The following is a 23,994-nucleotide window of genomic DNA, read 5'->3' on the forward strand; positions in this document are numbered from 1 at the left end:
GGTGACAGCTCCAAACAGGTGGCGCGCGGCGTTGATCTGGTGGGCAAGGCGGGCGAAGCGCTGGAAAGCATCGTCGGCCAGGTCAGCCATATCTCGAAGCTGGTGTCCGGTATCGCCGAGGGCGCGGTGGAGCAATCCACCGGCCTGAACGAGATCAACACCGGGGTGACCCAGCTGGATCAGGTGACCCAGCAAAACGCCGCCATGGTGGAACAGGCAACCGCCGCCGGGCATCTGTTGAATACAGATTCTTCCAAACTGGCTGAGCTGATCGCGGTCTTCAAAGTGGATGGCAGTGCATCCGTGACCGCCATGCCACGTCTGGCCGCCGCGGCTGTGCCAGCAGCCCCTGTGACACCATCGGCCCATGGCGATGATGACTGGGATCTGGAGGCAGCCCCCGCCCCAGGCATTGTCAACGTCCGTAACGATGGCAATGCGGCCAGGGATATGTGGCAGGATTTCTGATCCTGCGGTCCCAGACTGATTATTGAATGATAAAAAACGCCCGGCGAAATCGCCGGGCGTTTTTTTGTTTTGTCTGTCTCTGCCTCAATAGGCTGGTCGCTGCCCCGGCGGATTGCGCGCCGGGGCAGGGGGATCAGCCGATGATGGCGTTCAGCGTGGCGCTTGGGCGCATCACGGCGGCCTTTTGAGCCGCATTCGGGTGGTAGTAGCCGCCGATATCGGCAGCAGGGCCCTGGACAGCGGCCAGTTCGGTCAGGATCTGGGTTTCCCCCTCTTGCAGGGCTGTCGCGATCAGGGCGAAATGCTCGGCGATTTCGGCATCGTCACTCTGGGCAGCCAGGGCTTCGGCCCAGTAGCGGGCGAACCAATAGTGGCTATCACGGTTGTCGGGTTCACCAACCTTGCGCGATGGCGACTTGTTGTTGTCCAGAATACCTTGGGTCGCCACTTCGGCAGCCGCGCCCAGCACGCCGGCCTTGGCATTGCCTTTGCTGTCGGCCAGGAAGTTCAGGCTTTCACCCAGGGCGCAGAATTCGCCCATCGAGTCCCAGCGCAGGTGGTTTTGTTCAACCAGCTGTTGCACGTGTTTGGGGGCCGATCCACCGGCACCGGTTTCAAACAGGCCGCCACCTTGCATCAGTTTCACGATCGACAGCATCTTGGCCGAGGTGCCCAGTTCAAGGATCGGGAACAGATCTGTCAGGTAGTCGCGCAGCACGTTGCCGGTGATGGCGATGCTGTCCTTGCCTGCGGTGATGGTCTTCAGCGACTGGGCAGTTGCTTCACGTGGGGCCATGATCTGGAACAGATCTGTTTTGCCTGCCGCTTCCAGCGCGGGTTTGACATATTTGATCAGCTCGGCGTCATGGGCGCGGTTGTCATCCAGCCAGAAGATCGCCTCGGATCCGGTCAGACGCTGGCGATCCAGCGCCAGTTCGATCCAGTTCTCAATCGGCGCCTGTTTGGCGGTGCAGGCGCGCCAGATATCGCCAGCCTCCACGTCGTGGCTGTGCAGCGTCTCGCCATTGGCCAGGACCACCCGGATGGTGCCATCCGCAGGGGCCTCGAATGTGGTTGGGTGCGATCCGTATTCCTCGGCCTTTTGCGCCATCAGACCGACGTTGGCGACAGAGCCTGCGGTGGTGACGTCAAGCGCGCCATTGGCTTTGAAGAAATTGATCGCCTCGTCGTAGACGGTGGCATAGCAGCGATCAGGGATAACGCAGTTGGTGTCGCCCTTATTGCCCGCTGCATCCCAGCCTTTGCCGCCCGCGCGGATCACTGCGGGCATCGAGGCATCGATGATCACATCCGATGGCACGTGCAGGTTGGTGATGCCTTTGTCGCTGTCGACCATATACATGGCGGGGCGATCGGCAGTCACGGCCTCGATCGCGGCCATGATGTCGGCGTTGCCGGACACGCGATCCAACAGATCACCAAGGCCGGAATTGGCATTCACCCCCAGCGCGTCCAGTTCAGCGCCGAATTTGTCAAACACGGGCGCAAGCCAGGCCTTGACCGCGTGGCCAAAGATGATCGGGTCGGAGACCTTCATCATGGTGGCCTTCAGGTGCAGCGAAAACATGGTGCCGTCAGCCTTGGTGTCGGCAATTGCATCGGCCAGGAAGGAACCGAGCGCAGCGGCGGACATGAAGGTGGCATCGGCAATGGTGCCTGCCTCCAGCGCCCAGCCGTCTTTCAGCACGGTGACCGCGCCATCCTTGGCAACAAATTCGATCTTGGCATTCCCAGCCTGGGCTGCGGTGATGGTGGCCGCTTTTTCATTGGCATAAAAATCATTGCCCGGCATCGACGAGACCTTGGTCTTGCTGTCTGCGGACCAGGCCCCCATCGAATGTGGGTTGTTTTGGGCGTAGTTCTTGACGGCGCGGGCGGCGCGGCGATCCGAGTTGCCTTCGCGCAGAACCGGGTTCACAGCAGAACCTTTCAGCCCATCATAGCGGGCGCGGGCTTCTTTTTCCGCGTCGCTCTTGGGGTCTTCGGGGTAGTTGGGGATGTCATAGCCCTGCGATTGCAGCTCTTCGATCGCGGCAAGCAGCTGCGGCACAGAGGCCGAGATATTGGGCAGCTTGATGACATTTGCATTGGGAGTTTTGACCAGTTTGCCCAGCTCGGCCAGGTCATCGGGCTGGCGCTGCTCGGCGGTCAGCCCTTCGGGGAAGGTGGCAATGATGCGACCCGCCAGAGAAATATCCTTGGTGCCAACACTGACATCTGCGGCGGCCGCGAACTTGCGGATGATCGGCAAGAAGGACGCCGAGGCCAGCTCGGGGGCTTCGTCTACGATGGTATACAGAATGTCGGGGTTTGAATTTTCTGTCATGTTTCTCAACCTTTCAGCGATAGCGGAAGCTTTGTTGACTTAGCGTAGCAGCACTACGTCTCTTGCATAAGAGCGAACGGACCCGGCGCCGATCTGGTGTTTGGGCAGGGGCCATTTAAGGCCCCATGTAGAGCAGGAAAGCAGTCGGTGCAATCACTAGGATGCGGATTTGCGCTGGCAGATTGACGCGGTGCAGCAGTTTTCACCCTTTGCCAGGGGGCTGCGCAGCGCGGCGGCAGCATTTTTCAGGTCATGGTAGTGACGCGCAGGCCAGGTAAGGATCAGGCTAGGCAAGGATACGGATGCACGCAGGGCGACTGGCGCGTCGCCCTCGCGCGCCAGTCGCCAGTCGCCTTTGGATTGCTGTGCTACTGGCGCCAGCTCAGCACCCGGCGTTCAATCTGGCCGATGATTGTGCTCATGGTGATGCCCAGTAGTGACAGGATGGTCACCCCGGCAAACAGCCGCTCCAGATCATAAAGCGACCCGGCCTCAAGGATATAGGCGCCGATGCCATATTCCGCGCCCAGCATTTCGGCGGCGACCAGCAGGATGATGGCAATCGCCAGGCTGATACGCAGGCCGGACAGGATGCCGGGCATAGCACCGGGCAGCACAATTTTGCGCACGATGGAAAACCACGACAGGTTAAAGCTCTGGCCCATGCGGATCAGGCTGCGGTCGACATTGTCCACCGCGCCATAGGTTGCCACCACCGTTGGGGTAAAGGTGCCAAAGGCGATCAGCGCGTATTTGGAACCTTCGTCAATGCCAAACCAGATGACGAACAGCGGTAGCAGGGCGATCTTGGGGATCGGAAACAGCGCCGCCGTCAGCGGCACCAATCCGGCGCGCACATAAGAGAACAGCCCAATCAAAACGCCGGTGGCCACGCCCAGACTGGCCCCCAGGGCAGCGCCAATCAAAAGGCGGGTCAGAGACACGCTGAGATGCGCCCACAACAGACCAGAGGCATAGAGTTCCTGGAAGGTTAGCAGCACATCGCTGGGGCGGGGCAGCGTCAGCGGTGAAATCCAGCCCTGACGGGTGCCCAGCTCGGCCAGACCCAGCAGCACGGCAAAAACCGCAACGCCAATCCAGCGCGGACTGGACGGGGCAAAGCCGCCGCCGCGAAAGGTGACCTGCCGGGCGGCGGTGGAGGGAGAATGCAAATCAGACATGGACCAGCTCCGCATCTGCCGCGCGGGCTTCTTCGCGCATCAGCTGCCATAGGTATTTTTGTTTCTCTTCCAGATCAGTGTCGCCATACTGGCGCTGATCCAGCGGCTTATCCAGATGCACCACTTCGCGGATCTCTCCGGGGCGGCGTGACATCACCACGATGGAATGCCCCAGGCGCACGGCCTCTGCCAGGTTGTGGGTGACATAGACGGCGGTAAAGGGCGTGCGGGTCCAGAGGCTGACCAGATCATCCATCAGCAATTCGCGGGTCTGGCTGTCCAGCGCCGACAGGGGTTCATCCATCAGCATCACTGCAGGGTTCACCGCCAGGGCGCGGGCAATGGCCACCCGTTGCTTCATCCCGCCCGACAACTGCTTGGGCAGGGCCTTGGCAAAATCGCTCAGCTTGGTGCGGGCTAGGACATCGGCAATGATACCGTCTGCACGGGCTCCGCGAATACCGTGGTCTTCCAGCACCAGTGAAATATTGCCTCGCACAGATCGCCAGGGAAGCAGGGCAAAGTCCTGAAAGATATATGTCAGCGGGTTCAGGCAATCGCTGGGCGGCGCACCGATCTGCAGCACCTCGCCATGGCTGGGTTTTTCCAGCCCGCCAAGAAATCGCAGCAGGGTGGATTTACCACAGCCTGAAGGGCCGACGATGCAGACGATCCGCCCCGAGGGGATCTCGAGCGAGATATCGCGGAGCACCTCAAAGTCATCGTAGGAATGGCTGACGCCAGAGAGGCGAATATCCATGTGGGGCTCCAATGAATGTTGGGAACAAGTGTGAAGAGGGGGCGCGGCAAAAGCCCCGCCCCCGATGGTGTGATGCTGGCTGGTTTAGCCCAGGGTCTGCACGTAGCTTGGGTCAATCACGGTTTCCAGGCTGATGCCCTTGTCCACCAGGCCCTCTGCTTGGAACCAGCTTAGCTGATCCTGCAGCGAGGCGGTGTTCATCGCTGCGCCCTCATTCAGGCGCATGGTGCCGTTGATGATGGATTTGGCAGCCTTTTCGCGTGGGCGATCCGCATAGACATACTTGTGGATCAGATCGACCAGCGCCTGAACGCCTTCGTCGCCCTGGGCCTTGTCGATCATGGTGGCGTTGTATTCGGCGACACCCTTGGAATAGCCGGCCAGGAAATCACGGGTCATCTGCTGTTCACCGCTGGCATTCTTGGCCGAGGTAAAGACCGTGGTGACCTGGTAGTTGGGCAGATAGTCCGAAACATTGCCGATGATATGCACCTGGCCCGATCCCGCCAGCGGCTTGGCCAGATGCGGTACGATGGACCAAGCATCGATCTGGCCGGATTTCAGCGCGCCGATGATGGCGCCGACCTTTTGCAAGGGCTTGAACTTCAGCTCGATCCCTTCGGCGGCGGCCATTTTGGAGCCCATGTAGTGGAAGGACGATCCGGCCGTGGTGATTCCATAGCTTTTGCCCGCCAGCTGTGCCGGGGTCGTGATGCCAGCCTGATAGGCGGCGTCCGAGACCAGATATTTCTGGCCGTCGATGCCTGCTTCCTCTGACAGGGCGCCGCCGATGATCTTGACCGCGCCCTTGTCTGCCAGCGAGACCAGCCCGCCGGACATGGCGGTCACGGCATAATCCACATCGCCTGACGCAATCGCAACCGCCATCGGGGTCGCCGCCTGGAAGAACTTGAACTCTACATCCAGGCCCGCTTCGGCAAAATAGCCGCGCTCAAACCCGATGAAGCTGCCGGAATGGCTGGTGAAACGCAGCGCGCCCACGGTGATTTTGCGCCCTGATGCCAGGGCTGGGCTTGCCAGTCCAGCGGCGGCGGCGCTGCTGCCCAATAGGGCCAATGCCTTGCGGCGGGTAAATTCAGTCATGGTCTTCCTCCCTCGTGTATGTCGTCTGTGTGGCGTTGCTGGCTCAGGCCTGCAACTCCGTTGTTATTACGGTCTCAAGCAGGCCAAGCGCGGTGCCTGTGTCGCGCGCCAAAGCCGCCGTTAGCAGGGCATGGTGCTGGGCCGCACGTTGGGCAAAATCCAGACGCCCTTCGCGCAGTGCAGCCAGGCGAAAGCGGCGGGACTGGTCGTAGTATTTCTGCTGGGTGTCCAGCAGGCGCGGCGAGTCCGAGGCATCGCACAGGCTGTAGAAAAAGCCGCGGCAGGCATTATCCCATTCCAGGGCAGCCAGATCGCTCAGATCCTCTTGTACCAGGGTTTCGCGGTGACGCATGGCATGATGCGCGGCCAGAATGCGCCCCTCCCAGGCGACATCGCCCAGTTTCAGCGCCCTCTCCAATGCCATCTTTTCGATCTGCACCCGCATGAACAGGATGTCCTGCTGGTCTTGTGACGTGGCCGAGGTGACGCGAAAGCCGCGCTGGGCGGTTGCCGCCACCAGGCCCTCAGCGCTAAGCAGCCGCAGGGTTTCGCGCATCGAATGGTTCGAGCCGCCATAGCGCTGCCGCAGGCCGTTCAGCTTTAGCTTTTCATCTGGCCGGAGCAGGCCAAACGAGATGTCGCGACGCAGCGCAGAGGCCAGCATGGCCACCACCGTTTCATCCTCATCCTGTTTTGAACCAAAGAGCATTTGAACCCGATTTTGCAAAATGTTGGACATTTTTGGCGCAGAGCCTTCCCCCTGTCAATCATCCCTGCAGTTTTACCGCTCTGGGCAAAGCCACGTTGACCCCTGCCGACGCCTCTGCCACTCATACCCCCAAGGCGCGCGCCGTGCCGCTGTGATCACTTGTCGGAGCCTCGATGACCCCATTTCGCTTTCTCCACACCTCGGATCTGCATCTGGGTAAACGCTTTGGCCAAATGCCGGAAGAAACGCGCGCTGATCTGCAGCAGGCCCGCCAGAAAAGCATTGTCGGGCTGGCCAGGGTAGCGCAGGCGCATGGGGCCGGGCATGTGTTGATCGCCGGTGATCTGTTTGACAGTGAAACTCCATCAGACCGGGTACTGCGACAGGCGCTGGCCGGTATGGCGGCGGCAACCGATTTGCAGTGGTGGATCATTCCCGGCAATCATGACAGTGCCGCTGCTGAAACGCTTTGGACGGCGATGGCAGAGCATGCGGGGGAGAATACCCACCTTTTGATGCAGCCCGATCCTGTGCAGATGGCGCCAGGGGTGCAGCTGTTGCCGGCGCCCTGCCGCCATCGCTTTGCCGGTCAGGACCTGACCGCATGGATGGATGGGCAGGCCACGCCAGAAGGCGATTTGCGTATTGGTCTGGCCCATGGTGGGGTGCTTGAATTTGGCAGCGAAGAGACGGGCGGCGAGGTGATCTCGGCGCAGCGGGCCAGCAGTGCTCGGTTGGATTATCTGGCGCTGGGGGATTGGCACGGTGCCTTTACCCTGAACGCCCGCAGCCGTTACAGCGGCACCCCGGAAGCAGATCGCTTCAAACATGCGGGGGCCGGGCAATGCCTGCTGGTAGAGCTGACGACGCCGGGCGCCGAACCAAAGGTCACGTTCATTGAAACCGGGATCTACCACTGGCAAGAACAGCCGCTGGCGCTGACCCCGGCGGCGGATGTCGTGGCAGAGGTGCGCGCGCTGCTACCAGAGCCGCGCTCAGACTGGCAGCACCACCTGCTGCGGCTGCGGGCCGAAGGCTGGGTGACGCCGCCGCAACTCTTGGCGCTGCGCCGGGCGGTGACCGAGGTGGCACCGGAGTTCTGCTATTTCCAGCTGGACGAAGCCGGGCTGCGCAGTCAGCATCAGGTATCTGATCTGGACCTGATTGCCAGCAATGGGGCCCTGCGCACTGCCGCCGAAGAGCTGATGCAGGCGGCCCAGGACGGGACGCTGGCACAGGCCGAACGCGACACCGCCTCGGCGGCGCTGAACCGGTTGTTTGCCTATACGCAGGATGCGGCCGCGGCGGAGGATCTCCGATGATAATTCGCGCCATCCGGCTGGAAAACGTGCGTCGGTTCACCGATTTGGTGGAAATCACCGGCATGGGGCCGGGGCTGAATGTCCTTGCTGCGCCGAATGAACAGGGGAAGTCGACCATCTTTGACGCCCTGCATGCGGTGTTCTTCAAGGATGCAAAATCCTGGGACAAAGACACCCGCGCCCTTGCGCCGCGTGTTGGTGGCGACCCCCGGATCGAGGTGGAAATTGAACTGCAGGGTGATGTCTATCGTCTGGTCAAACAGTTCCGCAAGGCCTCTGGCAAGGGCGAGGTGCGGATCTGGCAGGGCGACAGCCTGTTCCTGCAATCGGATGCGGCTGAGGCCTGGCTGAAGACGCTGATCAAATCGCCCAAAGAGGGCGGCCCGGCCGGGTTACTCTGGGTGCGTCAGGGGCTGACCAATTTTGCCGATGCCAAAGAAACGCTGGCGGCGCGGCAGGATTTGATGTCTTCGGTTGCGGGCGAGGTGGACAGTGTCACTGGTGGGCAGCGTATGGATGCGATCCGCCGCGATGTGCGCCAGTCTCTGGATCGGCTGGTGACTTCGCGCGGGGCGAAAAAGGGCGGTGCGCTGGAACTGTCGATGACCGCTCTGGCGGATTATGAATCCCGCGAGCAGGCGCTGGCCGCCCAGGTGCAAGAGCTGCGCCAACAGTTGGATCAGCGTCAGGATCTGCGCCGTGCGCTGGGTGATCTGCAAGACCCGCAGATGCAGCAAGAGCAGGAGAGCCGCCTGCGACAAAGCCAGAAGGATCTTGCGGCGGCACAGCAGCATCAGGAAAAGCTGCAGGTGGCGCGACAGGGGGCGCAAAATGCTGAATTGATGTTGGACAGTCACCTGCGCGCGCTGGCGCAGTTCCAGGCCCGGCAACAGGATTGCAGCGAGGCCGAAACAGCCTGCGAGGCCGCCACCGAGACCTGCGCGCGCATTGTGGCAGATCTGGATCCGGCCCGGCAGCGGCTGGCGCAGGCAGAGGCCGCGCATCGCGAGGCCGAGCTGGCGTCGCGCGAGGCCGAAACCCGGCTGGCAGCGCTACAACGGGCCGAGAGGCACGCCCAGGCCGCAGGCCAGCGTCGGGCGTTGGAACAGACCCTGGCCCAGGTGCGCAGCGCCATGCAGCAGATTACCCGGCAAAACCATCTGGCGACGACAGGCCCGGATGCCGGTGCTCTGGCCGAGATAGAGACCACCCGCGAGGCCTTGGCGCTGGCGCAACAGGCGCAGCAATTGGCGGCCCCGGCCATTACGGTAACCTATGAACAGGGGCTGGATGGGCTGCTGCTGCTGGATGGCGCGCCACTACTCGGCGGGCAGCGCCTGTCGCTGCCGGCAGGCGGGTGCCTTTCGGTGCCGGGGTTGGCGCAGATTGATCTGCACCCGGGCGCGGACGGCGGCCAGGTGCAATTGGATCAGGCAGAGCGCGCCCTGCGTGCGGCCCTGGAACAGGCGGGCTGCGCGGATGTTGAACAGGCGCGCCAAGCCCATCGTGCCCGTCAAGAGGCCGTCATTCGCCTGCAAGAGGCCGAGCAGCAGCTTGCCACCCTTGCCCCGGATGGCATTCTGGCCCTGATGCAGCAGCTGGACGCATTGCCGACGATGGCGGATCCGCAGGCTGGTGAAACACCGCCTGTCCAGGGTTCTGCGCAAGAGATCGACGCGGCAGAGGCGGATCTTCTCTCCTGTCGCGGCGCGTTGGAGCGCAGCGCTGCCGAGCGTGAGGCGGCGCGCAGCCAAGAGGCCGAGCTGCGCCGCGCGCTGGAAGGTGCCCAGGCGCATCATCAGGCCGCGCAGCAACGGCTGCAACGCGCCGAGGCGGCCCTGGCAGAGCAGGGCGATATGGCCCAGCGATTGGTCAGTCTGCAGCAACGCCAGGCAGAGCTGGAGCAGGGGCTGGCGACGCGCAAGGCGCAGTATCAGCTGCTGGAACAGCAAGCCCCGAATCTGGAGCAGGCGCAGGCCCGCGCCGCCCGTGCCAAATCCGAGCAGGCTTCAACCCGCGAAGCAGTGCAGAGCCACCTGCGAGATCTGGCAGTGCTGGACAGCCGCATTGCCACCAGCGCCGGGGCGGCAGTGGAGGAAGATCTGGCAGAGCTGCGTGACCAGGTGATTGGGGCCCGCAAACGGCTGCAGGGGATCGAGTTCGAAGTTGCGGTTCTACGCCGCCTTGAACAGGCGCTGGAGCGCGCCCGCAGTGCCGCACAAGAGGCCTATATCGGGCCGGTGCTGAAAGAACTGCAACCATTGCTGCGGTTGCTCTGGCCTGAAGCGCGCCTGGCGCTGGATGCGGGGCAGGTGCTGCCGGATCAGTTGCAGCGTGCCGGGCAAGAGGAAGCCTTTGACAGCCTGTCTGGTGGCACGCAGGAACAGGTTGCCCTGCTGGTGCGTCTCGCCTTTGCCCGGCTTTTGGCGCGGCGGGGACAGCCTGCGCCGATCATTCTGGATGATGCCATCGTCTATACCGATGACGCCCGGATCGAGAAGATATTTGATGCGCTGACGCTGCAGGCGAATGAGATGCAGATCCTGGTGTTCACCTGCCGCCAAAAGAGCTTTCGCGCCCTTGGTGGCACCCAGCTGAGCATTCGCCGGGTGGTGCCATAGGGGCCACAAGGCGGTACAGGGGGGTCACTCGCGGATTTCGTCCGGCATCACCCCCCAGAGTTTATCTTTGGGGGCCCAGCCGTCAAAGCCGCCGACAGAGACGTTGCACCAGGTCAGGGAACACGTGCCCAGGCGCGCGACCACCCCGTATTCGAGCGCGGCTGTCACTGCGGTGCGTTCATCCGGTTGTGTATGCAGGGTCAGCATGTCTTCTTGCACCAGCACTGTGCGCACCCCTGACAGCAGGGCATAATGCACCCAGCCGCCGGCTCCATCCTGATCGCGCACCCGGCGCCAGTGGCCAAACTCGGCGGTGATCTGCAGCGGCATGCCACGTCGTTTGAACACCCAGTCGATGCGATGCGTCAAAGAGGGGCCGCGCCGAACATTGCCTTCGGAGGCCTTCATCGAGACATAGCGCGGCAGAGGCAGGTTGGTCACTGGCCCGCGCTCTTGGGGGGCTGGCTGGCTGCTTTCCTGGGCCGCGGCGATGGACCCTGCAGTCGTGACGCCTAAACCAACGCAGAGCGCCAGCGCCAGACCGCGCCATCCTGTGGAAAATTTAATCACTGCCTGCTCACTTTTGCTTAGGGTTCAGCCTGCCCAATATATGTCGCAAAATCCTGCGGCAATCTGACCTGGAAAAAGGCAAAAAGCCGCGCCAACTGCTTTGGTTCCGGTGGATCGGTTCTTGTGCCCGGTTCCGTCCTGCGCCACCATGTCATGAAGGCAAGTGACTTGCAAAGCCAGGGGAGAGCAAAAGTGGCCAGAGAACGTCTGAGTGTTGTTGTTACGCGACGGTTGCCAGAGCCAGTCGAGACACGGCTGAGCGAGCTGTTCGATGTGCGTCTGCGCAGCGATGATACACCGATGAACCGCCAGGAACTGGCTGCCGCAATGAAAGAGGCCGATGTGCTGGTGCCGACGGTAACCGATACCATTGATGCGGCGCTTTTGGGGCAGGCCGGGGAAAAACTGAAATTGATCGCAAACTATGGCGCCGGGGTCGATCACATTGATGTGGCCACCGCCCGGCAACGCGGCATTCTGGTGTCCAATACGCCAGGGGTTCTGACCGATGATACCGCCGATATGGCGATGGCGCTGATCATGGCGGTGGTGCGGCGCATTCCCGAGGGGCTGGCCGTTATGCAGAAAGGTGATTGGCGGGGCTGGGCGCCCACTGCGATGCTGGGCGGGCGATTGGCCGGGCGTCGCCTTGGGATTCTTGGCATGGGCCAGATTGGCCAGGCTGTGGCCCGCCGGGCCAGCGCCTTTGGCATGCAGGTTCACTATCACAACCGCCGCCGCCTGCGCCCCGAAATCGAATCCGCACTGGATGCCACCTACTGGGAAAGCCTGGATCAGATGGTGGCGCGCATGGATGTGATCTCGGTCAATTGCCCTTCGACGCCCTCGACCTTTCATTTGCTGAATGCCCGGCGGCTGAAGCTGATGAAACCCTCGGCGGTGGTGGTCAACACCTCACGCGGCGAGGTGATCGACGAACTGGCGTTGACGCGGATGCTGCGCAGCGATGAAATTGCCGGGGCAGGTCTGGATGTCTATGAAAAGGGCACCGATATCAATCCAAGGTTGCGCGAGTTGCCGAATGTGGTACTTCTTCCTCATATGGGGTCTGCAACCCTTGAGGGTCGTATCGAGATGGGTGAAAAAGTCCTGTTGAATATCAAGACCTTCGAGGATGGGCATCGGCCACCTGATCAGGTGGTCCCAGCCATGTTGTAGCAGCCCTGCCAGCATCTTTTGCGTATGAGGGGCATTCCATGAAATCTGTTTTTCTGACCTGTCTGGCTGCATCTGCACGGACGGTTCCGTCGTTGATGCAGCCAGTTCTTTCCCTGTCTGTCTTGACCCTGCCAATCCTGGTTCTGTCTGGAATTGGCCTGCAGGCAGAAGAGGCCGCCGATGCGGTTGCACCCGAAGGCGCAAGCCGGGGCGGCATTGCGGCGATCTCCGATGCCTCTGCGGCGGCACTGGCTGCCAAGCAGGCGGGGCAACCGGTAGAGGCACAGGACTGGATGATCGCGGCTGCGAACCCACATGCGGTGGAGGCTGGCGCGGAGGTTCTGCGCCAAGGCGGCACGGCGGCTGACGCGATGATTGCAGCCCAGGTGGTGCTGGGACTGGTCGAGCCACAGTCTTCGGGCCTGGGGGGCGGGGCCTTTCTGGTTTGGTATGACGCCAGGACAGGGGCTGTCACCACCCTGGATGCCCGTGAAACCGCGCCCCTGGCCGCGACGCCACAGTTGTTTCAGGACGAAACTGGCGCGCCGCTAAAGTTCTTTGACGCCGTGGTTGGCGGGCGATCCGTTGGCACCCCCGGCACCCCTGCCTTGCTGGAGATGGCGCATCGCAAATGGGGGCAGACCAACTGGGCCTCGTTGTTTGAGGCCGGGATTTCCCTGGCGCAGGATGGTTTTGAGGTCTCACCGCGGATGGCGGGTGCGATTGCGCAGGATGCGGATCGTCTGAGCCGCTTTCCGGCAACTGCTGACTACTTTCTGCCGGGTGGCACGCCGCTGGCCGAAGGTGATCGTCTGACCAATCTGGCCTATGCCGATGTGCTGCAGGTGCTTTCCGAACAGGGCGCCGAAGGGTTTTATACCGGGCCGATCGCGGCAGAGATCGTGCGCAACGTGCAGCAGGCCGAGGGCAACCCCGGTGTGCTGTCGATGCTGGATCTTGCGCTGTATCGGGTGAAAGAGCGCGATGCAAGCTGCGCCAGCTATCGCGTCTTTGAGGTCTGCGGCATGGGGCCACCTTCGTCCGGGGCGCTGACAGTGGGGCAGATCCTGGGCATGCTGGGAGGCTACGACCTGGCGGCCCTGGGCGCTAAAAACCCTGAATCCTGGCGCTTGATTGGCGATGCCTCCCGGCTCGCCTTTGCTGACCGGGGCCGCTACATGGCCGATAGCGATTTTGTGCCGGTCCCGGTCAAGGGGCTGGTTGATCCTGACTATCTGGCCCAGCGTGGCCAGCTGCTGGCGGGGCCACAAGCCCTGGCCGAGGTGGCACCGGGCCAGCCCGAGTTTGATCACGCCGCTCTGGCGCCGCTTTGGGCCGATGATGTTTCGATTGAATTTCCATCTACCTCGCATCTGACGATTGTCGACCAATATGGCAACGTCCTGTCGATGACGACGACCATTGAAAACGGCTTTGGCTCGCGGGTGATGAGCAATGGCTTTCTGCTCAACAACGAGCTGACCGATTTTTCCTTTCGCAGCCATCGCGACGGGGTGCCGATTGCCAACCGGATAGAGCCGGGCAAACGGCCGCGTTCCTCTATGGCGCCCACGATCGTGCTGCGTGACGGGGCACCGGTTCTGGCCATTGGCTCGCCCGGGGGCAGCCGGATCATCGGCTATGTGGCCACCGCGATTGTGGCCTGGGCCGACTGGGGGCTGGATGTGCAACAGGCGCTGGCCTTGCCCCATGCGGTGAACCGCTTTGGCACTTATGATCTTGAGGCCGACACCGCCGCTACAGAGCTGGAAGCGCCGCTGGTCGAGATGGGCTATAAGGTCAACATCCGCGATCTGAATTCGGGGCTGCACGCGATTGAGATTGGCGAGACCCTGAAAGGGGGGGCAGATCCGCGCCGCGAGGGCATTGCGCTGGGTCAATAGCGGGATGTAACCTGGCCCAAGGGCTGGCCACCATGCAGAGAATAAGGGGTGCGGCAATGTCTTGTCTGCACCCCTCTTTTACATCATAAGAGGCGCGCGTGTTGTCATGACAACACGAAGGCGAGGACAGCGGCGACATCATACCGCCGGGGATAGGAAGAGGATCACACCATGGTGCAAGCAACAGCATTGCCACGTAATGAAGCCGGCATCGAGGCTGCCATCAGCGTCTTGAAACAGCAGTTCGGAGAGCAGCTGCAAACCGGCCAAGCGATCCGCGAGCAACATGGCCATACCACCACCTGGATCACCAATCAGGCCCCTGATGCCGTTGTCTTCCCGACGTCGACTGAAGAGGTCGCAAGCATTGTCAAAACCTGCGCCGAGTATGGCGTGCCGGTGATCCCCTTTGGCACCGGCACCTCGCTTGAGGGGCATGTGAATGCCCCGGCGGGTGGCATTTGCATCGATATGATGCGGATGGACAAGATCCTTGCGGTGCATGCCGAAGATCTGGACGTTGTGGTACAGCCCGGCGTCACCCGTGAACAGTTGAATACCTTCCTGCGTGATCAGGGGCTGTTCTTTCCCATTGACCCCGGTGCCAATGCCTCGCTGGGCGGCATGGCGGCAACGCGCGCCTCGGGCACCAATGCGGTGCGCTATGGCACCATGAAAGACAACGTGATGGCGCTTGAGGTGGTGATGGCCGATGGAGAGGTGATCCGCACCGCTCAGCGGGCCAAGAAGTCCTCGGCGGGGTATGACCTGACCCGGCTGATGGTCGGCTCTGAGGGGACGTTGGGGCTGATGACCGAACTCACCCTGCGTCTGCAGGGCATCCCCGAGGCCATCCGCTCGGCGCGCTGTTCGTTCCGTTCGGTGGATGATGCCTGCCGCGCGGTGATGATGACCATCCAATACGGTGTGCCTGTCGCCCGGATGGAACTGCTGGACGAGATGAGCGTTGGTGCCGCCAATGCCTATTCCAAGCTGTCGCTGCCCCAGACGCCACTGCTGCTGCTGGAATTCCACGGCTCTGACGCCAGTGTGCTGGAGCAGAGCGAGACCTTTGCCGCCATCGCAGAAGAGTTCGGCGGCTTTGATTATGAGGCCACTTCAACCGCAGAAGAACGCAATAAGCTGTGGCAGGCGCGGCACGATATGTACTGGGCCAGCCTACAGATCCGCCCCGGCGCCAAGGGGATCTCTACCGATGTCTGCGTGCCGATCTCGCAACTGGCTGCCTGCGTCGGCGCAGCCCGGCAAAAGGCCGAGGACATGGGGCTGATCGCGCCTATGGTGGGCCATGTGGGCGACGGGAATTTCCATGCGCTGCTGCTGATTGACATGGAGAGCAGCGAAGAACGGCAAAAGGCGGATGACTATATCGGCTGGCTGAACGAAATGGCGATCTCGATGGATGGCACCTGCACCGGGGAACATGGCATCGGCCAGGGCAAGCGGCCCTATCTGCTCAAGGAGCTGGGGGCTGCCACCCGCTATATGGCGGCAATCAAGGCTGCGCTGGATCCTGACAATATCCTAAACCCTGGTAAGGTGCTGAGCGATAAGGACTGACTGACTGACTGACTGACGGGCGGGGCAGGGCGGTTTGGCGGCACGGATCCGGGGTCTGCCCTGCCATAATTTTGCACGGATTGCCCTGTACCCCTGTGTCGTGGCCATAGGGGGCCGCGCGCAGGAGGTCGGATGAGCATCAAGAAAAGTCTTGGGATACTTGTGTTTTGCACCCAGGCCGTTGTCGTGGTGGACTACAACATGCAAAGCCAGGCGGCCGGGCTCGCCCCGGGAGAGCTGAGCATGAAAGACTATGCAGCCATCGTGCAAAAGCGATACGACAAGACCTCGGCGCAGGCCCTTGCTGGTAGGTTTGGCACGACCGCGATCGGTCGCGCTGCAGACCACGCGCCAGGTGATGCGCAACTGGCAGAGCTTGCGGCAGACGCGCAGGAGGCCTCTGCCCGGGATGACGAACCAGCTGCTGTCTGCATTCGGCGCGGCACGACTACTGTAAGCTGCCAATAATCCTTTTGTGACGCCGCTTTGGGGCGCGCCTTGGCAATCTGCGGTCGGCAAAGCGGTGTCGACGGGTGAAAAGGTCGGTTTTGACTTTTTTTGCGTCGGATGGATTTAGCCCGGTTTGATGCGCGTTGGGCATAAGCAATGCACAACCCCCGAGTCACTTGTTCCGGAGAACGGCCTCATGAAAACTCAAGTCAAAGCATTGGTCGTCGGCGGCGGCGCTGTTGGCACCTCAATTGCCTATCACCTCGCCAAAGCTGGCTGGGACGACGTTATGCTGGTAGAGCGTGACGAACTGACCTCGGGGTCGACCTGGCATGCCGCCGGGCTGCTGCCGCTGTTCAACATGTCCTATGCGACAACCCATATCCATAAATACTCGGTCGATTTTTATAAGTCGCTGGAGGCCGAAACCGGCCTGAACGCGGGTTTTGCCGTGGTGGGTAACCTGCGTATGGCGCAGACCGAAGAGCGCATGGATGAATATAAGCTCTATGCCTCGACCGCGGAAACCTGCGATGTCGCGTATGAGTGGCTCACCCCCGACCAGATCAAGGAACGCTGGCCGCTGATTGAAACCGGCGACCTGAAAGGCGCGATCTACCACACCGAAGACGGCTATATTAACCCAGCAGATGTGACCCAGGCGATGGCCAAGGGTGCCCGGCAGCGCGGCGTCGAGATCGTGCGCAAACTGCAAGCCGATGCCTTCCACTGGACCGGCACACATTGGGAAGTCACCTGCACCAAGATGGTGGAAAAGGGCGGCAATCTGGTCCCCTCCGACGAGCAAGTGGTGATCACCGCCGAGCACGTCGTGACCGCGTCGGGCAACCACGCGCAGCGCACCGCCAAGATGCTGGGCATCAAGATGCCTGCCGTGCCAGTGGAACATACCTTCATCGTCATGGACAAGGACCCCGAGCTGGTCAAATGGCGCGAAGCGGGCAACCCCGAGCACCCCGTCATCCGCGACGCCGACAATGAATCCTATGCCCGCGAAGAGCGCGGCGGCTGGATCCTCGGCATCTACGAACACGGCGCGCCTGCGCGTTTTGAACACGGTGTGCCCGACAGTTTCCGCGCCGATCTGTTCCCGCTCGATCTGGACCGGATTGCGGATCAGTACATGGCGATGGCAGAGCGCGTTCCCTCCTGCGCCGACTCCGGCCTCAAGGATGATTTCAACGGCCCGATCTGCTATACCCCCGATGGCAACCCGCTGGTTGGCCCGGCTCCTGGCCTGCGCAACATGTGGCTGGCCGAAGGGTTCTCGTTCGGGATCACTGCCGCCGGCGGCACCGGCTACTACCTGGCCCAGATGATGGTCGATGGCGAAGCCGAAATCGACATGGCAAGCCTGGACCCCAAGCGCTATAGCCAGAGCTGGATGACCACCGAATTTGCCGCGCGCAAGAACGAAGAATGCTACGAGCACGTCTACATCCTGCACCACCCTGATGAGGAACGCCCCGCCGCGCGTCCCCTGCGTACCTCTCCGGCGTTTGAGCGCCAGAAAGAACGTGGCGCGCAGTTTGGCTGGGTCAATGGCTGGGAACGTCCCAACTACTATGGCCCCAAGGATGCACCCGAAAATTTCGACCACGATGCGCGCTCTTTCCGCCGTGGCGGCTGGTGGCAATACGCCGTGGACGAAGCCAAGGCGATCCGGAGCGGCGTCGGCCTGGTTGATGCCACCGCCTTTACCAAGCATGTCGTCAAGGGGCCCGGTGCCACCCAGTTCCTGGATTGGTTCACCTGCAACAAGCTGCCAAAAATCGGCCGGATCAACCTGACCTATGCGCTGACTTCGGCCGGTACCACCCGCACCGAATACACCATCGTGCGCAATGGCGAGAACAGTTACTATCTGGTCTCTGCTGGTGCGTTGACCGAGTATGACGCCGACTTCCTGCGCAAGGCGGCCGAAGACAAGATGGAAGAGTTCGGATATATCGAGATCCAGGATGTCACCACACAGTGGGGTGTCTTTGCCATCGCCGGCCCCAAGTCGCGCGATGTGCTGAAGGAGATCATTGTCGACGGTGACCCTGAAACCGCCCTGTCGAACAAGCGCTTCCCCTGGCTGTCGGCGCGTCAGATCGAACTGGGCATGTGCCCCGTCAATGCGATCCGTGTGGCCTACACCGGAGAGTTGGGCTGGGAATTGCACCACCCGATCGAGATGCAGAACTACCTGTTCGATCTGCTGGAAAAAGCAGGCGAGAAACACGGCATGAAGTTGGTCGGCGCGCGCGCCCAGAACTGGCTGCGGATGGAGAAAAGCTATCGCGCCTTCGGCACAGAGCTGGGCCGCGACGCCACCCCAGCCGAGGCCGATCTGCCGCGCTTTATCGACCTGGAAAAAGATTTCCACGGCAAAGAGGCGATGATTGAGACAGGCGTGCGGTTCAAGTGCTGCACCCTGCTGATTGACGGACCAGCAGATGCCGATCCCTGGGGCCGCGAGGCGCTCTATACTGAAGATGGCGCAACCCGTGTTGGGCGTCTGACTTCGGGCGGCTATTCCGTGGCCTTTGAGAAGAGCATCGGCATGGGCTATGTGCCACCGGAACTGGCGGTGGAAGGCACCAAGCTGAAGGTGAAACTGCAGGATAAACTGTGGGATGCAACTGTCACTTGTGACAGCCCCTACGATCCGACAAACGCCACCATTCGCCAAAACGGCTAGGCTATTGTAGGGTATTAAGACACAAAGCCCCGATCCGATGATCGGGGCTTTTGGTATTTCTGGGTGAACTTCCTGCTCTCAGCTGCTGATCAATTCGTCAAAGCAGGTGAGCGCCTTGGCGGCATACATCATGGCAGGACCACCCCCCATCTGGATCGACATTGCCAAGACGTCAGAGACTTCTTCGCGGCTTGCCCCGGCCCGGACCAGCGCTTCCACATGCAGTCCGATACAGTCCTCACAGCGGACTGCAACCGCGATCCCGAGGGCGACAAACTCTTTTTGTTTGAAGTCCAGCACACCGCCCTGTTTCACGGATTTTCCAAGCGCACCAAAGGCCTGTGCCGTGTCGGGAATAGCCCGATTCAGATTGCGCAGCCCCTGACGGGTTGTTTCCAGTTTTGTGTTCCAGTCCATTGGATGTCCTTCAATTGATATTCCATTTATTGAAGGTGTATTGCGCGCCGGGACCGCGAACCTTGATCTAGGTCATGTCCTGAACGGCCTAGCCGTCAGGTTGAGGGGCCTCCTTGCAAAAGACCAGCGCCAGATTATTGGCGGGCATCTCTACAACCTGGGCGGTGCGTAGCCCGACCGCCTCTCCCCAGTCCAGGACGTCAAAGTCATCCTTGTAACCGGTTTCGGGGTCATGGGCCGTTAGCGCGCAGTGAAAGGACCTGTCGCCGGGGCTGGTCAATTCTCCGCCGCGCGAGAATGGCCCATAGATCACCAGCCGCCCCTGAGGCGCGAGCGCCACCGCCGCCTCTTGGATCAGGTGCTGTGCTTCGGCACTGCTGATCAGGTGCAACAGGTTTGACAGGACAATCAGATCCTGCGGGTGCTGTCCTGCGCCCCAGCCGACTGCGGTGGCATCCAGCAGCGTGGCGGTGCGGATGTTCGTCAGGTCTGTCGCCGCGATATAGGCGTTGATACTGTCCAGCCGAACTGGGTCTGCCTCGCTGGGTTGCCAGGTGAAATCGGGCAGGCGGCTGGCATAGCCAATTACATGCTGGCCGGTGCCACTTGCCAGTTCTAGTGCCCGGCGCCCCTGCGGTGGGGCGACCTGTTGCAGCAGATCACACAGTGGGGCAAGGTTACGGGCTGCGGATTCTGCAAAAAGCTTGCCGTCTTTGGGGTGGGCAACCGATGCGGCAGAGGGAACAGAGCGCACAGCCATCAGCGCAGCCTTTCGGGCGAAAGGGCGGCACGTGTCGGTGCATCCAGTTCCGAAGGGCGTCCGCCGACCAGATCGGCCAACAGGCGTGCGGCGGCGGGGGCGGTCTGAAAACCATAGCCCCCCTGGGCGGCACACCAGATGAAATCCGTCTGCGTCGGGTCTGGTCCCAGCACCAGCGACCCATCCGGGGCAAAGCTGCGCAGCCCGGCCCAGTTACTTTCGACCCGGGTAACCGGGGTGGTGACCCGTTCTTCATAGCGCGCCAGCCCCTCGGCCAGAACCATGTCGTCGGCATAGGCATCATGTGGCACCGCCAGATCTTCATCCGCCGGAGAGACCAGCAGCTTGCCAGCGTCGGGTTTGGCGTACCAGGTTTCGCCAACCCCCATCAGCATCGGCCATTGGGTGACGTCATGGCCACCTGGCGCCGGTAATTGCGCCATGGAACGGCGGCGCGGCTGGATGCCGATCGGGGCAACCCCGGCCAGTGCGGCGATTTCATCCACCCAGGCCCCGGCTGCATTGACCAGTTGCGCCCCCGTATAGGTCTCGTCGCCCGCCTCGACCTGCCAGCCGTGATCCGTGTGGCGGATGGCACTGACGCGGGCGCGGGTCACAATGCTGCCCCCGGCGGCGCGGGCAACCTTGGCAAAATCCTGAATCATCCGGTCGGTATCCAGATCCTGCGCCAGCATATGCAGCCCTGCATGGGTCACGGTTTTGGGGTTCAGGATCGGCACCAGGTCCTGGGCTTCGCGAAAGCTGATCTCATCCAGCTGCAGTTCCTTGAGGTCGGTGGCAAAATGCTGTTCCTGACCAGGCCCTGAAACCATCATGAGCCCGCGCGGGGTCAGATAGCCGCCATTGGCGTTGTGATGGTGATCTGCGCTGGCGCGGTTCAAGGCAACGACAGCGGGTGGGCCATAGTTTTCTTCGAACATCGCGGCAGATCTGCCCGAGGCATGGTAGCCAAGGGCCTGTTCCATTTCCAACAGCACCACGGATCCCAGCTCTGACAGGCGGGCGGCTGCACTGGCACCGGCAATACCGCCGCCGATAATGATGAAGTCATAGGTCATGCGCCCGCCTCCTGCTCTTCCAGTCGGTCCGTCGCTGGGGCCGGGCGCGGGCTGAGCGCTGCAATCTCACTATAGAGTGCTGCATCCATCTGGAAATCCAGCGCTGCAAGCGAGGGGGCCACCTGTGCGGCGGTGCGACCGGAAATGATGGGCATCGGTGCGGCAGCGTGGGCGGCCACCCAGGCCACAGCAAGGGTGGCCGGTTCCACGCCCCGCTCTGCGGCCAGAAGGCTCAGCTGGCGGGCGGTCTCATGCATCCAGTCCTGGCCATAGCGGCTGTTGTAGCGGGCATCTTCATTCAATCGCCCAGCGGCGTTGGCCGTGATGTATTTTCCGGTCAGCAGCCCGCCACCTAGGGGGGAGTAGGGCGCAATGGCAATGTTCTGGTCGCTGCACATGGGTAGAATTTCGACCTCGGCCTGGCGTTTCACCAGCGAATACATGGGCTGCAAAATATCCGTGGCAAGACCAAACTCGGCCCCCAGCATCTGCGCCTTCATCACCTGCCATGCGGCAAAATTGGACAGACCCATATAGGAAATCTCACCCGCTTCTTTGCGCGCGGCAAACCACGCCAGCGTTTCGCGCAGATCTGTCTCGTCATCAAAGCGATGCAGGTAGAGGATATCAAGACTGTCGAGCTGAAGCCGGCGGCGGCTGGTGTCAAACTGCGCCTGCATATTGGCAGCCCCGGCGCCGCCCGTATAGCCAACCTTGCTGGCAATGATCAGCTGGTCGCGTTCATCCTTGATGAGGTCCCCCAGGATCTCTTCGCTCTGGCCATTGGTATAAACCCAGGCCGTATCAAAATGATTGACGCCAACTGCACGGCAGGCATCATAGATTTCGGCCGATTGTGCCGCATCCGCACGGCCGCCAAACTGCATGGTGCCAAAGGCAAAGCGGCTGGCAGGGGTTCCATCGGGGCTTTTGAGGATCTGTGTCATGGGCCAGACAGTTGCACGGGTTCTGGCTGGGGAAAAGCAGCATTTTTGCAAGGCGCAGGCAGGCGCGGTTGCAGCCCTTCGCAGGTGCAGTGTTTCGAAACGCTTCCTGCATTGGGCGGGCCCATGCTATGGTTGCGCAACAGTTTTGTTATAATCTCTTTGGAGGAAAAACCGTGACCACCCCAAACATTCATGCACTCTCAAACGGTCATGTGCCGGGCTATATTACTGGCCCTGATGGCAGTGATCCCTTGTTCACGGGCATGGCCATCTTCACCATCGTTTTGATCATTGCCATTGGTGGGCTGTATTTCACGCTGCATGCCTTGCCGGAAAAGATGGCGCATTCAGATAATCACGCGCAGTTTCAGTTGATCAGCATTCTGGCGGTTCTGGCGCTTTTTACGCATAACAACATCTTTTGGGTGGCCGCCCTGATGCTCGCGGCCTTTCGGATGCCCGATTTCCTGTCGCCGCTGCAGTCAATCGCCAACTCTTTGGTCGAGCTGAGCCAACGCAAGAATAAGGAGTAAGCCTGTGCTGGAACTGTTTATCTGTTCTTTGCTGACAGTGTTTCCCGACTTTCTGTATCGCCGCTTTGTGCAGGGCAAACGCCTGGGGCAGGAAATCACCTTTTTCTCTGTTTGGTATGAATTGCGTTGGGGGATCACCCTGTGCATCGTGTTGACGGTGTCTCTGATTACGGTGATCTTTTACTTCCATCCTGCGACTTCACAGGTTGGATCCTATTTCAGAACCGTGACAATTCTGTCTGAACGCGGGGGGCGGGTTTCCGAGGTCCATGTTCAAAATAATCAGCATGTCGAAGCCGGAGATGTTATTTTCCGGTTGGATGATAGCAGCCAGAAAGCCGCGGTCGAAACTGCCCGTACCAAGGTGGCAGAGATTGGGGCATCGCTGACACTGGCAGCTGCGGATCTGCGGGCCGCCAAGGCGGGGATTGTTCAGGCGCAGGCCAGCTTGACCCAGGCCACTGAAGATCTGGAGCGTAATCTTGAACTGCGTCGGCGCGGGTCCTCTGCAGTGCGAGAAACCGAAATTGAGCGGCTTGAAAATCTGGTTGCCCGCCGTCAAGGAGAGCTGGAAGCAGCCCGAGCACGTGAAAGCTCGGTTCAGGAAAATATTTCCACCTACATTCCAGCCCAACGCGCCAGCGCCGAGGCGGCGTTGCATCAGGCCGAAGTGGAGCTTGCCAAGAGCTCGGTGGTTGCAGGCGTGTCCGGACGGATCGAACAGTTTGGCTTGCAGGTGGGGGATATCGTCAATCCTATCCTGCGCCCGGCCGGCATACTGGTACCTGATACCTTTATTGAAAGAGATCGATTTGTCGCTGGCTTTGGTCAGATCACGGCCAATGTGATTAAGCCTGGCATGTATGCCGAGATTGGCTGTCTCAGCAAACCCTTCACCATCATTCCGATGATTGTTGTGGAAGTGCAGGATGTCATCCCTTCGGGCCAGATCCGCCCCACTGACGTGCTGCGCGATCCGCAGGACAACGCCCGCCCAGGGACGCTGACCGTGTTCATGGAGCCGCTGTATGAAGGGATGGCCGATGACATCCCTCCGGGAAGCAGCTGTCTGGCCAATGCCTATACCAATAACCATGACCGTTTGTCGGATCCCGATCTGGGCTTGGGGTCCTGGATTGCCTTGCATGTTGTGGATACGGTTGGGCTGGTACATGCGCTTTTGTTGCGTTTGCAAATGTTGCTGATGCCAGTGCAGACCTTGGTCTTTACGGGCGGGCACTGATAACGCGTAGGAAACTGCAGAGTTTCCGCATGTGATGTAACGCAAAAAGGCCCGCCATCTGGCGGGCCTTTCTTTTCCGGGCTGCACGGTGCACGGTGCGCCGTTACAGCAG

At 61.2% G+C, this 23,994-nt stretch carries 20 protein-coding genes; 10 read left to right on the forward strand and 10 right to left on the reverse strand.

Annotated features, from left to right (window positions below; all coding sequences use genetic code 11):
* Positions 1-468, forward strand: a 468-nt coding sequence (locus ACN0VH_RS19135) for a methyl-accepting chemotaxis protein (protein WP_417702021.1), incomplete at its 5' end; no start/stop codon positions are given.
* A gap of 133 nt (positions 469-601) precedes the next feature.
* Here ACN0VH_RS19135 and ACN0VH_RS19140 read toward each other — a convergent pair.
* From ACN0VH_RS19140 to ACN0VH_RS19160, 5 genes are all read right to left on the reverse strand, one after another.
* The gene (locus tag ACN0VH_RS19140; protein WP_417702022.1) at positions 602-2,815 is read right to left on the reverse strand and encodes an NADP-dependent isocitrate dehydrogenase; all 2,214 of its coding nucleotides are present in this window, start codon (positions 2,813-2,815) and stop codon (positions 602-604) included.
* Between the two features lie 368 nt (positions 2,816-3,183).
* Positions 3,184-3,996: an ABC transporter permease gene (locus ACN0VH_RS19145; RefSeq protein WP_278924307.1), complete on the reverse strand. Its 813-nt coding sequence runs from the start codon at positions 3,994-3,996 to the stop codon at positions 3,184-3,186.
* Entirely contained in the window at positions 3,989-4,756 is a 768-nt protein-coding gene (locus ACN0VH_RS19150) for an ABC transporter ATP-binding protein (protein ID WP_278924308.1), read from the reverse strand. Before ACN0VH_RS19150 ends, ACN0VH_RS19145 begins: the two co-directional genes overlap by 8 nt.
* A gap of 84 nt (positions 4,757-4,840) precedes the next feature.
* Positions 4,841-5,860, reverse strand: coding sequence for an ABC transporter substrate-binding protein (locus ACN0VH_RS19155; RefSeq protein WP_278924309.1), 1,020 nt, complete (start codon positions 5,858-5,860; stop codon positions 4,841-4,843).
* A 43-nt stretch (positions 5,861-5,903) separates the two neighbouring features.
* Complete coding sequence (locus ACN0VH_RS19160) at positions 5,904-6,599, reverse strand: GntR family transcriptional regulator (protein WP_313790359.1); 696 nt, start codon at positions 6,597-6,599, stop codon at positions 5,904-5,906.
* Positions 6,600-6,742: 143 nt separating this feature from the next.
* Between ACN0VH_RS19160 and ACN0VH_RS19165 the strand changes: the two genes are divergently transcribed.
* Both ACN0VH_RS19165 and ACN0VH_RS19170 read left to right on the forward strand, forming a co-directional pair.
* Positions 6,743-7,891 carry a metallophosphoesterase family protein gene (locus tag ACN0VH_RS19165; RefSeq protein ID WP_417702025.1) on the forward strand — a complete coding sequence of 383 codons (1,149 nt, stop codon included), beginning with the start codon at positions 6,743-6,745 and terminating at the stop codon, positions 7,889-7,891.
* Positions 7,888-10,512, forward strand: coding sequence for an AAA family ATPase (locus ACN0VH_RS19170; RefSeq protein ID WP_417702027.1), 2,625 nt, complete (start codon positions 7,888-7,890; stop codon positions 10,510-10,512). Before ACN0VH_RS19165 ends, ACN0VH_RS19170 begins: the two co-directional genes overlap by 4 nt.
* Before the next feature lie 24 nt (positions 10,513-10,536).
* On the opposite strand, the gene ACN0VH_RS19175 is transcribed toward ACN0VH_RS19170, so the two are convergent.
* On the reverse strand, positions 10,537-11,004 hold the full coding sequence (locus tag ACN0VH_RS19175) for an SH3 domain-containing protein (RefSeq protein ID WP_417702091.1): 468 nt from the start codon (positions 11,002-11,004) through the stop codon (positions 10,537-10,539).
* A gap of 270 nt (positions 11,005-11,274) precedes the next feature.
* Here ACN0VH_RS19175 and ACN0VH_RS19180 point away from each other — a divergent pair, with 270 nt between their 5' ends.
* The 5 genes from ACN0VH_RS19180 to ACN0VH_RS19200 all read left to right on the forward strand — a co-directional run bounded on the left by ACN0VH_RS19180 (position 11,275) and on the right by ACN0VH_RS19200 (position 18,903).
* Positions 11,275-12,261 (forward strand): 2-hydroxyacid dehydrogenase, encoded by a 987-nt coding sequence (locus tag ACN0VH_RS19180; protein WP_278924312.1) that lies wholly within the window; start codon positions 11,275-11,277, stop codon positions 12,259-12,261.
* Between the two features lie 38 nt (positions 12,262-12,299).
* Positions 12,300-14,165 carry a gamma-glutamyltransferase gene (gene ggt, locus ACN0VH_RS19185; RefSeq protein WP_417702029.1) on the forward strand — a complete coding sequence of 622 codons (1,866 nt, stop codon included), beginning with the start codon at positions 12,300-12,302 and terminating at the stop codon, positions 14,163-14,165.
* A 171-nt stretch (positions 14,166-14,336) separates the two neighbouring features.
* Positions 14,337-15,746: an FAD-binding oxidoreductase gene (locus ACN0VH_RS19190; protein WP_278924313.1), complete on the forward strand. Its 1,410-nt coding sequence runs from the start codon at positions 14,337-14,339 to the stop codon at positions 15,744-15,746.
* A gap of 132 nt (positions 15,747-15,878) precedes the next feature.
* On the forward strand, positions 15,879-16,214 hold the full coding sequence (locus ACN0VH_RS19195) for a hypothetical protein (protein WP_417702031.1): 336 nt from the start codon (positions 15,879-15,881) through the stop codon (positions 16,212-16,214).
* A gap of 178 nt (positions 16,215-16,392) precedes the next feature.
* On the forward strand, positions 16,393-18,903 hold the full coding sequence (locus ACN0VH_RS19200; protein ID WP_278924315.1) for a GcvT family protein: 2,511 nt from the start codon (positions 16,393-16,395) through the stop codon (positions 18,901-18,903).
* Positions 18,904-18,981: 78 nt separating this feature from the next.
* On the opposite strand, the gene ACN0VH_RS19205 is transcribed toward ACN0VH_RS19200, so the two are convergent.
* The 4 genes from ACN0VH_RS19205 to ACN0VH_RS19220 form a co-directional block, all read right to left on the reverse strand.
* Entirely contained in the window at positions 18,982-19,320 is a 339-nt protein-coding gene (locus ACN0VH_RS19205) for a carboxymuconolactone decarboxylase family protein (RefSeq protein WP_278924316.1), read from the reverse strand.
* Positions 19,321-19,408: 88 nt separating this feature from the next.
* Positions 19,409-20,080 carry a DUF938 domain-containing protein gene (locus tag ACN0VH_RS19210; RefSeq protein WP_278924317.1) on the reverse strand — a complete coding sequence of 224 codons (672 nt, stop codon included), beginning with the start codon at positions 20,078-20,080 and terminating at the stop codon, positions 19,409-19,411.
* Positions 20,080-21,159 carry an NAD(P)/FAD-dependent oxidoreductase gene (locus ACN0VH_RS19215; protein ID WP_278924318.1) on the reverse strand — a complete coding sequence of 360 codons (1,080 nt, stop codon included), beginning with the start codon at positions 21,157-21,159 and terminating at the stop codon, positions 20,080-20,082. Before ACN0VH_RS19215 ends, ACN0VH_RS19210 begins: the two co-directional genes overlap by 1 nt.
* A complete protein-coding gene (locus tag ACN0VH_RS19220; RefSeq protein WP_417702034.1) occupies positions 21,156-22,106 on the reverse strand; it encodes an aldo/keto reductase in 951 nt (316 codons plus the stop codon). The genes ACN0VH_RS19215 and ACN0VH_RS19220 overlap by 4 nt, the downstream gene beginning before the upstream one ends.
* Before the next feature lie 173 nt (positions 22,107-22,279).
* On the opposite strand from ACN0VH_RS19220, the gene ACN0VH_RS19225 reads away from it, so the two are divergent.
* Both ACN0VH_RS19225 and ACN0VH_RS19230 read left to right on the forward strand, forming a co-directional pair.
* A complete protein-coding gene (locus tag ACN0VH_RS19225; protein WP_278924320.1) occupies positions 22,280-22,639 on the forward strand; it encodes a hypothetical protein in 360 nt (119 codons plus the stop codon).
* 4 nt (positions 22,640-22,643) lie between these two features.
* Positions 22,644-23,882 carry an HlyD family secretion protein gene (locus ACN0VH_RS19230; protein ID WP_278924321.1) on the forward strand — a complete coding sequence of 413 codons (1,239 nt, stop codon included), beginning with the start codon at positions 22,644-22,646 and terminating at the stop codon, positions 23,880-23,882.
* Positions 23,883-23,994 lie beyond the last annotated feature (112 nt).

Source organism: Pseudophaeobacter sp., from assembly GCF_048267565.1.
In the GTDB taxonomy this organism is placed as follows: Bacteria; Pseudomonadota; Alphaproteobacteria; order Rhodobacterales; family Rhodobacteraceae; genus Pseudophaeobacter; species Pseudophaeobacter profundi.

Excerpts from the sequence above, each read along its gene's own strand:
- ACN0VH_RS19140 (WP_417702022.1), bottom strand. The coding sequence starts at position 2,815 with ATGACAGAAAATTCAAACCCCGACATTCTGTATACCATCGTAGACGAA.
- ACN0VH_RS19145 (WP_278924307.1), bottom strand. The coding sequence starts at position 3,996 with ATGTCTGATTTGCATTCTCCCTCCACCGCCGCCCGGCAGGTCACCTTT.
- ACN0VH_RS19150 (WP_278924308.1), bottom strand. The coding sequence starts at position 4,756 with ATGGATATTCGCCTCTCTGGCGTCAGCCATTCCTACGATGACTTTGAG.
- ACN0VH_RS19155 (WP_278924309.1), bottom strand. The coding sequence starts at position 5,860 with ATGACTGAATTTACCCGCCGCAAGGCATTGGCCCTATTGGGCAGCAGC.
- ACN0VH_RS19160 (WP_313790359.1), bottom strand. The coding sequence starts at position 6,599 with ATGTCCAACATTTTGCAAAATCGGGTTCAAATGCTCTTTGGTTCAAAA.
- ACN0VH_RS19165 (WP_417702025.1), top strand. The coding sequence starts at position 6,743 with ATGACCCCATTTCGCTTTCTCCACACCTCGGATCTGCATCTGGGTAAA.
- ACN0VH_RS19170 (WP_417702027.1), top strand. The coding sequence starts at position 7,888 with ATGATAATTCGCGCCATCCGGCTGGAAAACGTGCGTCGGTTCACCGAT.
- ggt (WP_417702029.1), top strand. The coding sequence starts at position 12,300 with ATGAAATCTGTTTTTCTGACCTGTCTGGCTGCATCTGCACGGACGGTT.
- ACN0VH_RS19190 (WP_278924313.1), top strand. The coding sequence starts at position 14,337 with ATGGTGCAAGCAACAGCATTGCCACGTAATGAAGCCGGCATCGAGGCT.
- ACN0VH_RS19195 (WP_417702031.1), top strand. The coding sequence starts at position 15,879 with ATGAGCATCAAGAAAAGTCTTGGGATACTTGTGTTTTGCACCCAGGCC.
- ACN0VH_RS19200 (WP_278924315.1), top strand. The coding sequence starts at position 16,393 with ATGAAAACTCAAGTCAAAGCATTGGTCGTCGGCGGCGGCGCTGTTGGC.
- ACN0VH_RS19205 (WP_278924316.1), bottom strand. The coding sequence starts at position 19,320 with ATGGACTGGAACACAAAACTGGAAACAACCCGTCAGGGGCTGCGCAAT.
- ACN0VH_RS19210 (WP_278924317.1), bottom strand. The coding sequence starts at position 20,080 with ATGGCTGTGCGCTCTGTTCCCTCTGCCGCATCGGTTGCCCACCCCAAA.
- ACN0VH_RS19215 (WP_278924318.1), bottom strand. The coding sequence starts at position 21,159 with ATGACCTATGACTTCATCATTATCGGCGGCGGTATTGCCGGTGCCAGT.
- ACN0VH_RS19220 (WP_417702034.1), bottom strand. The coding sequence starts at position 22,106 with ATGACACAGATCCTCAAAAGCCCCGATGGAACCCCTGCCAGCCGCTTT.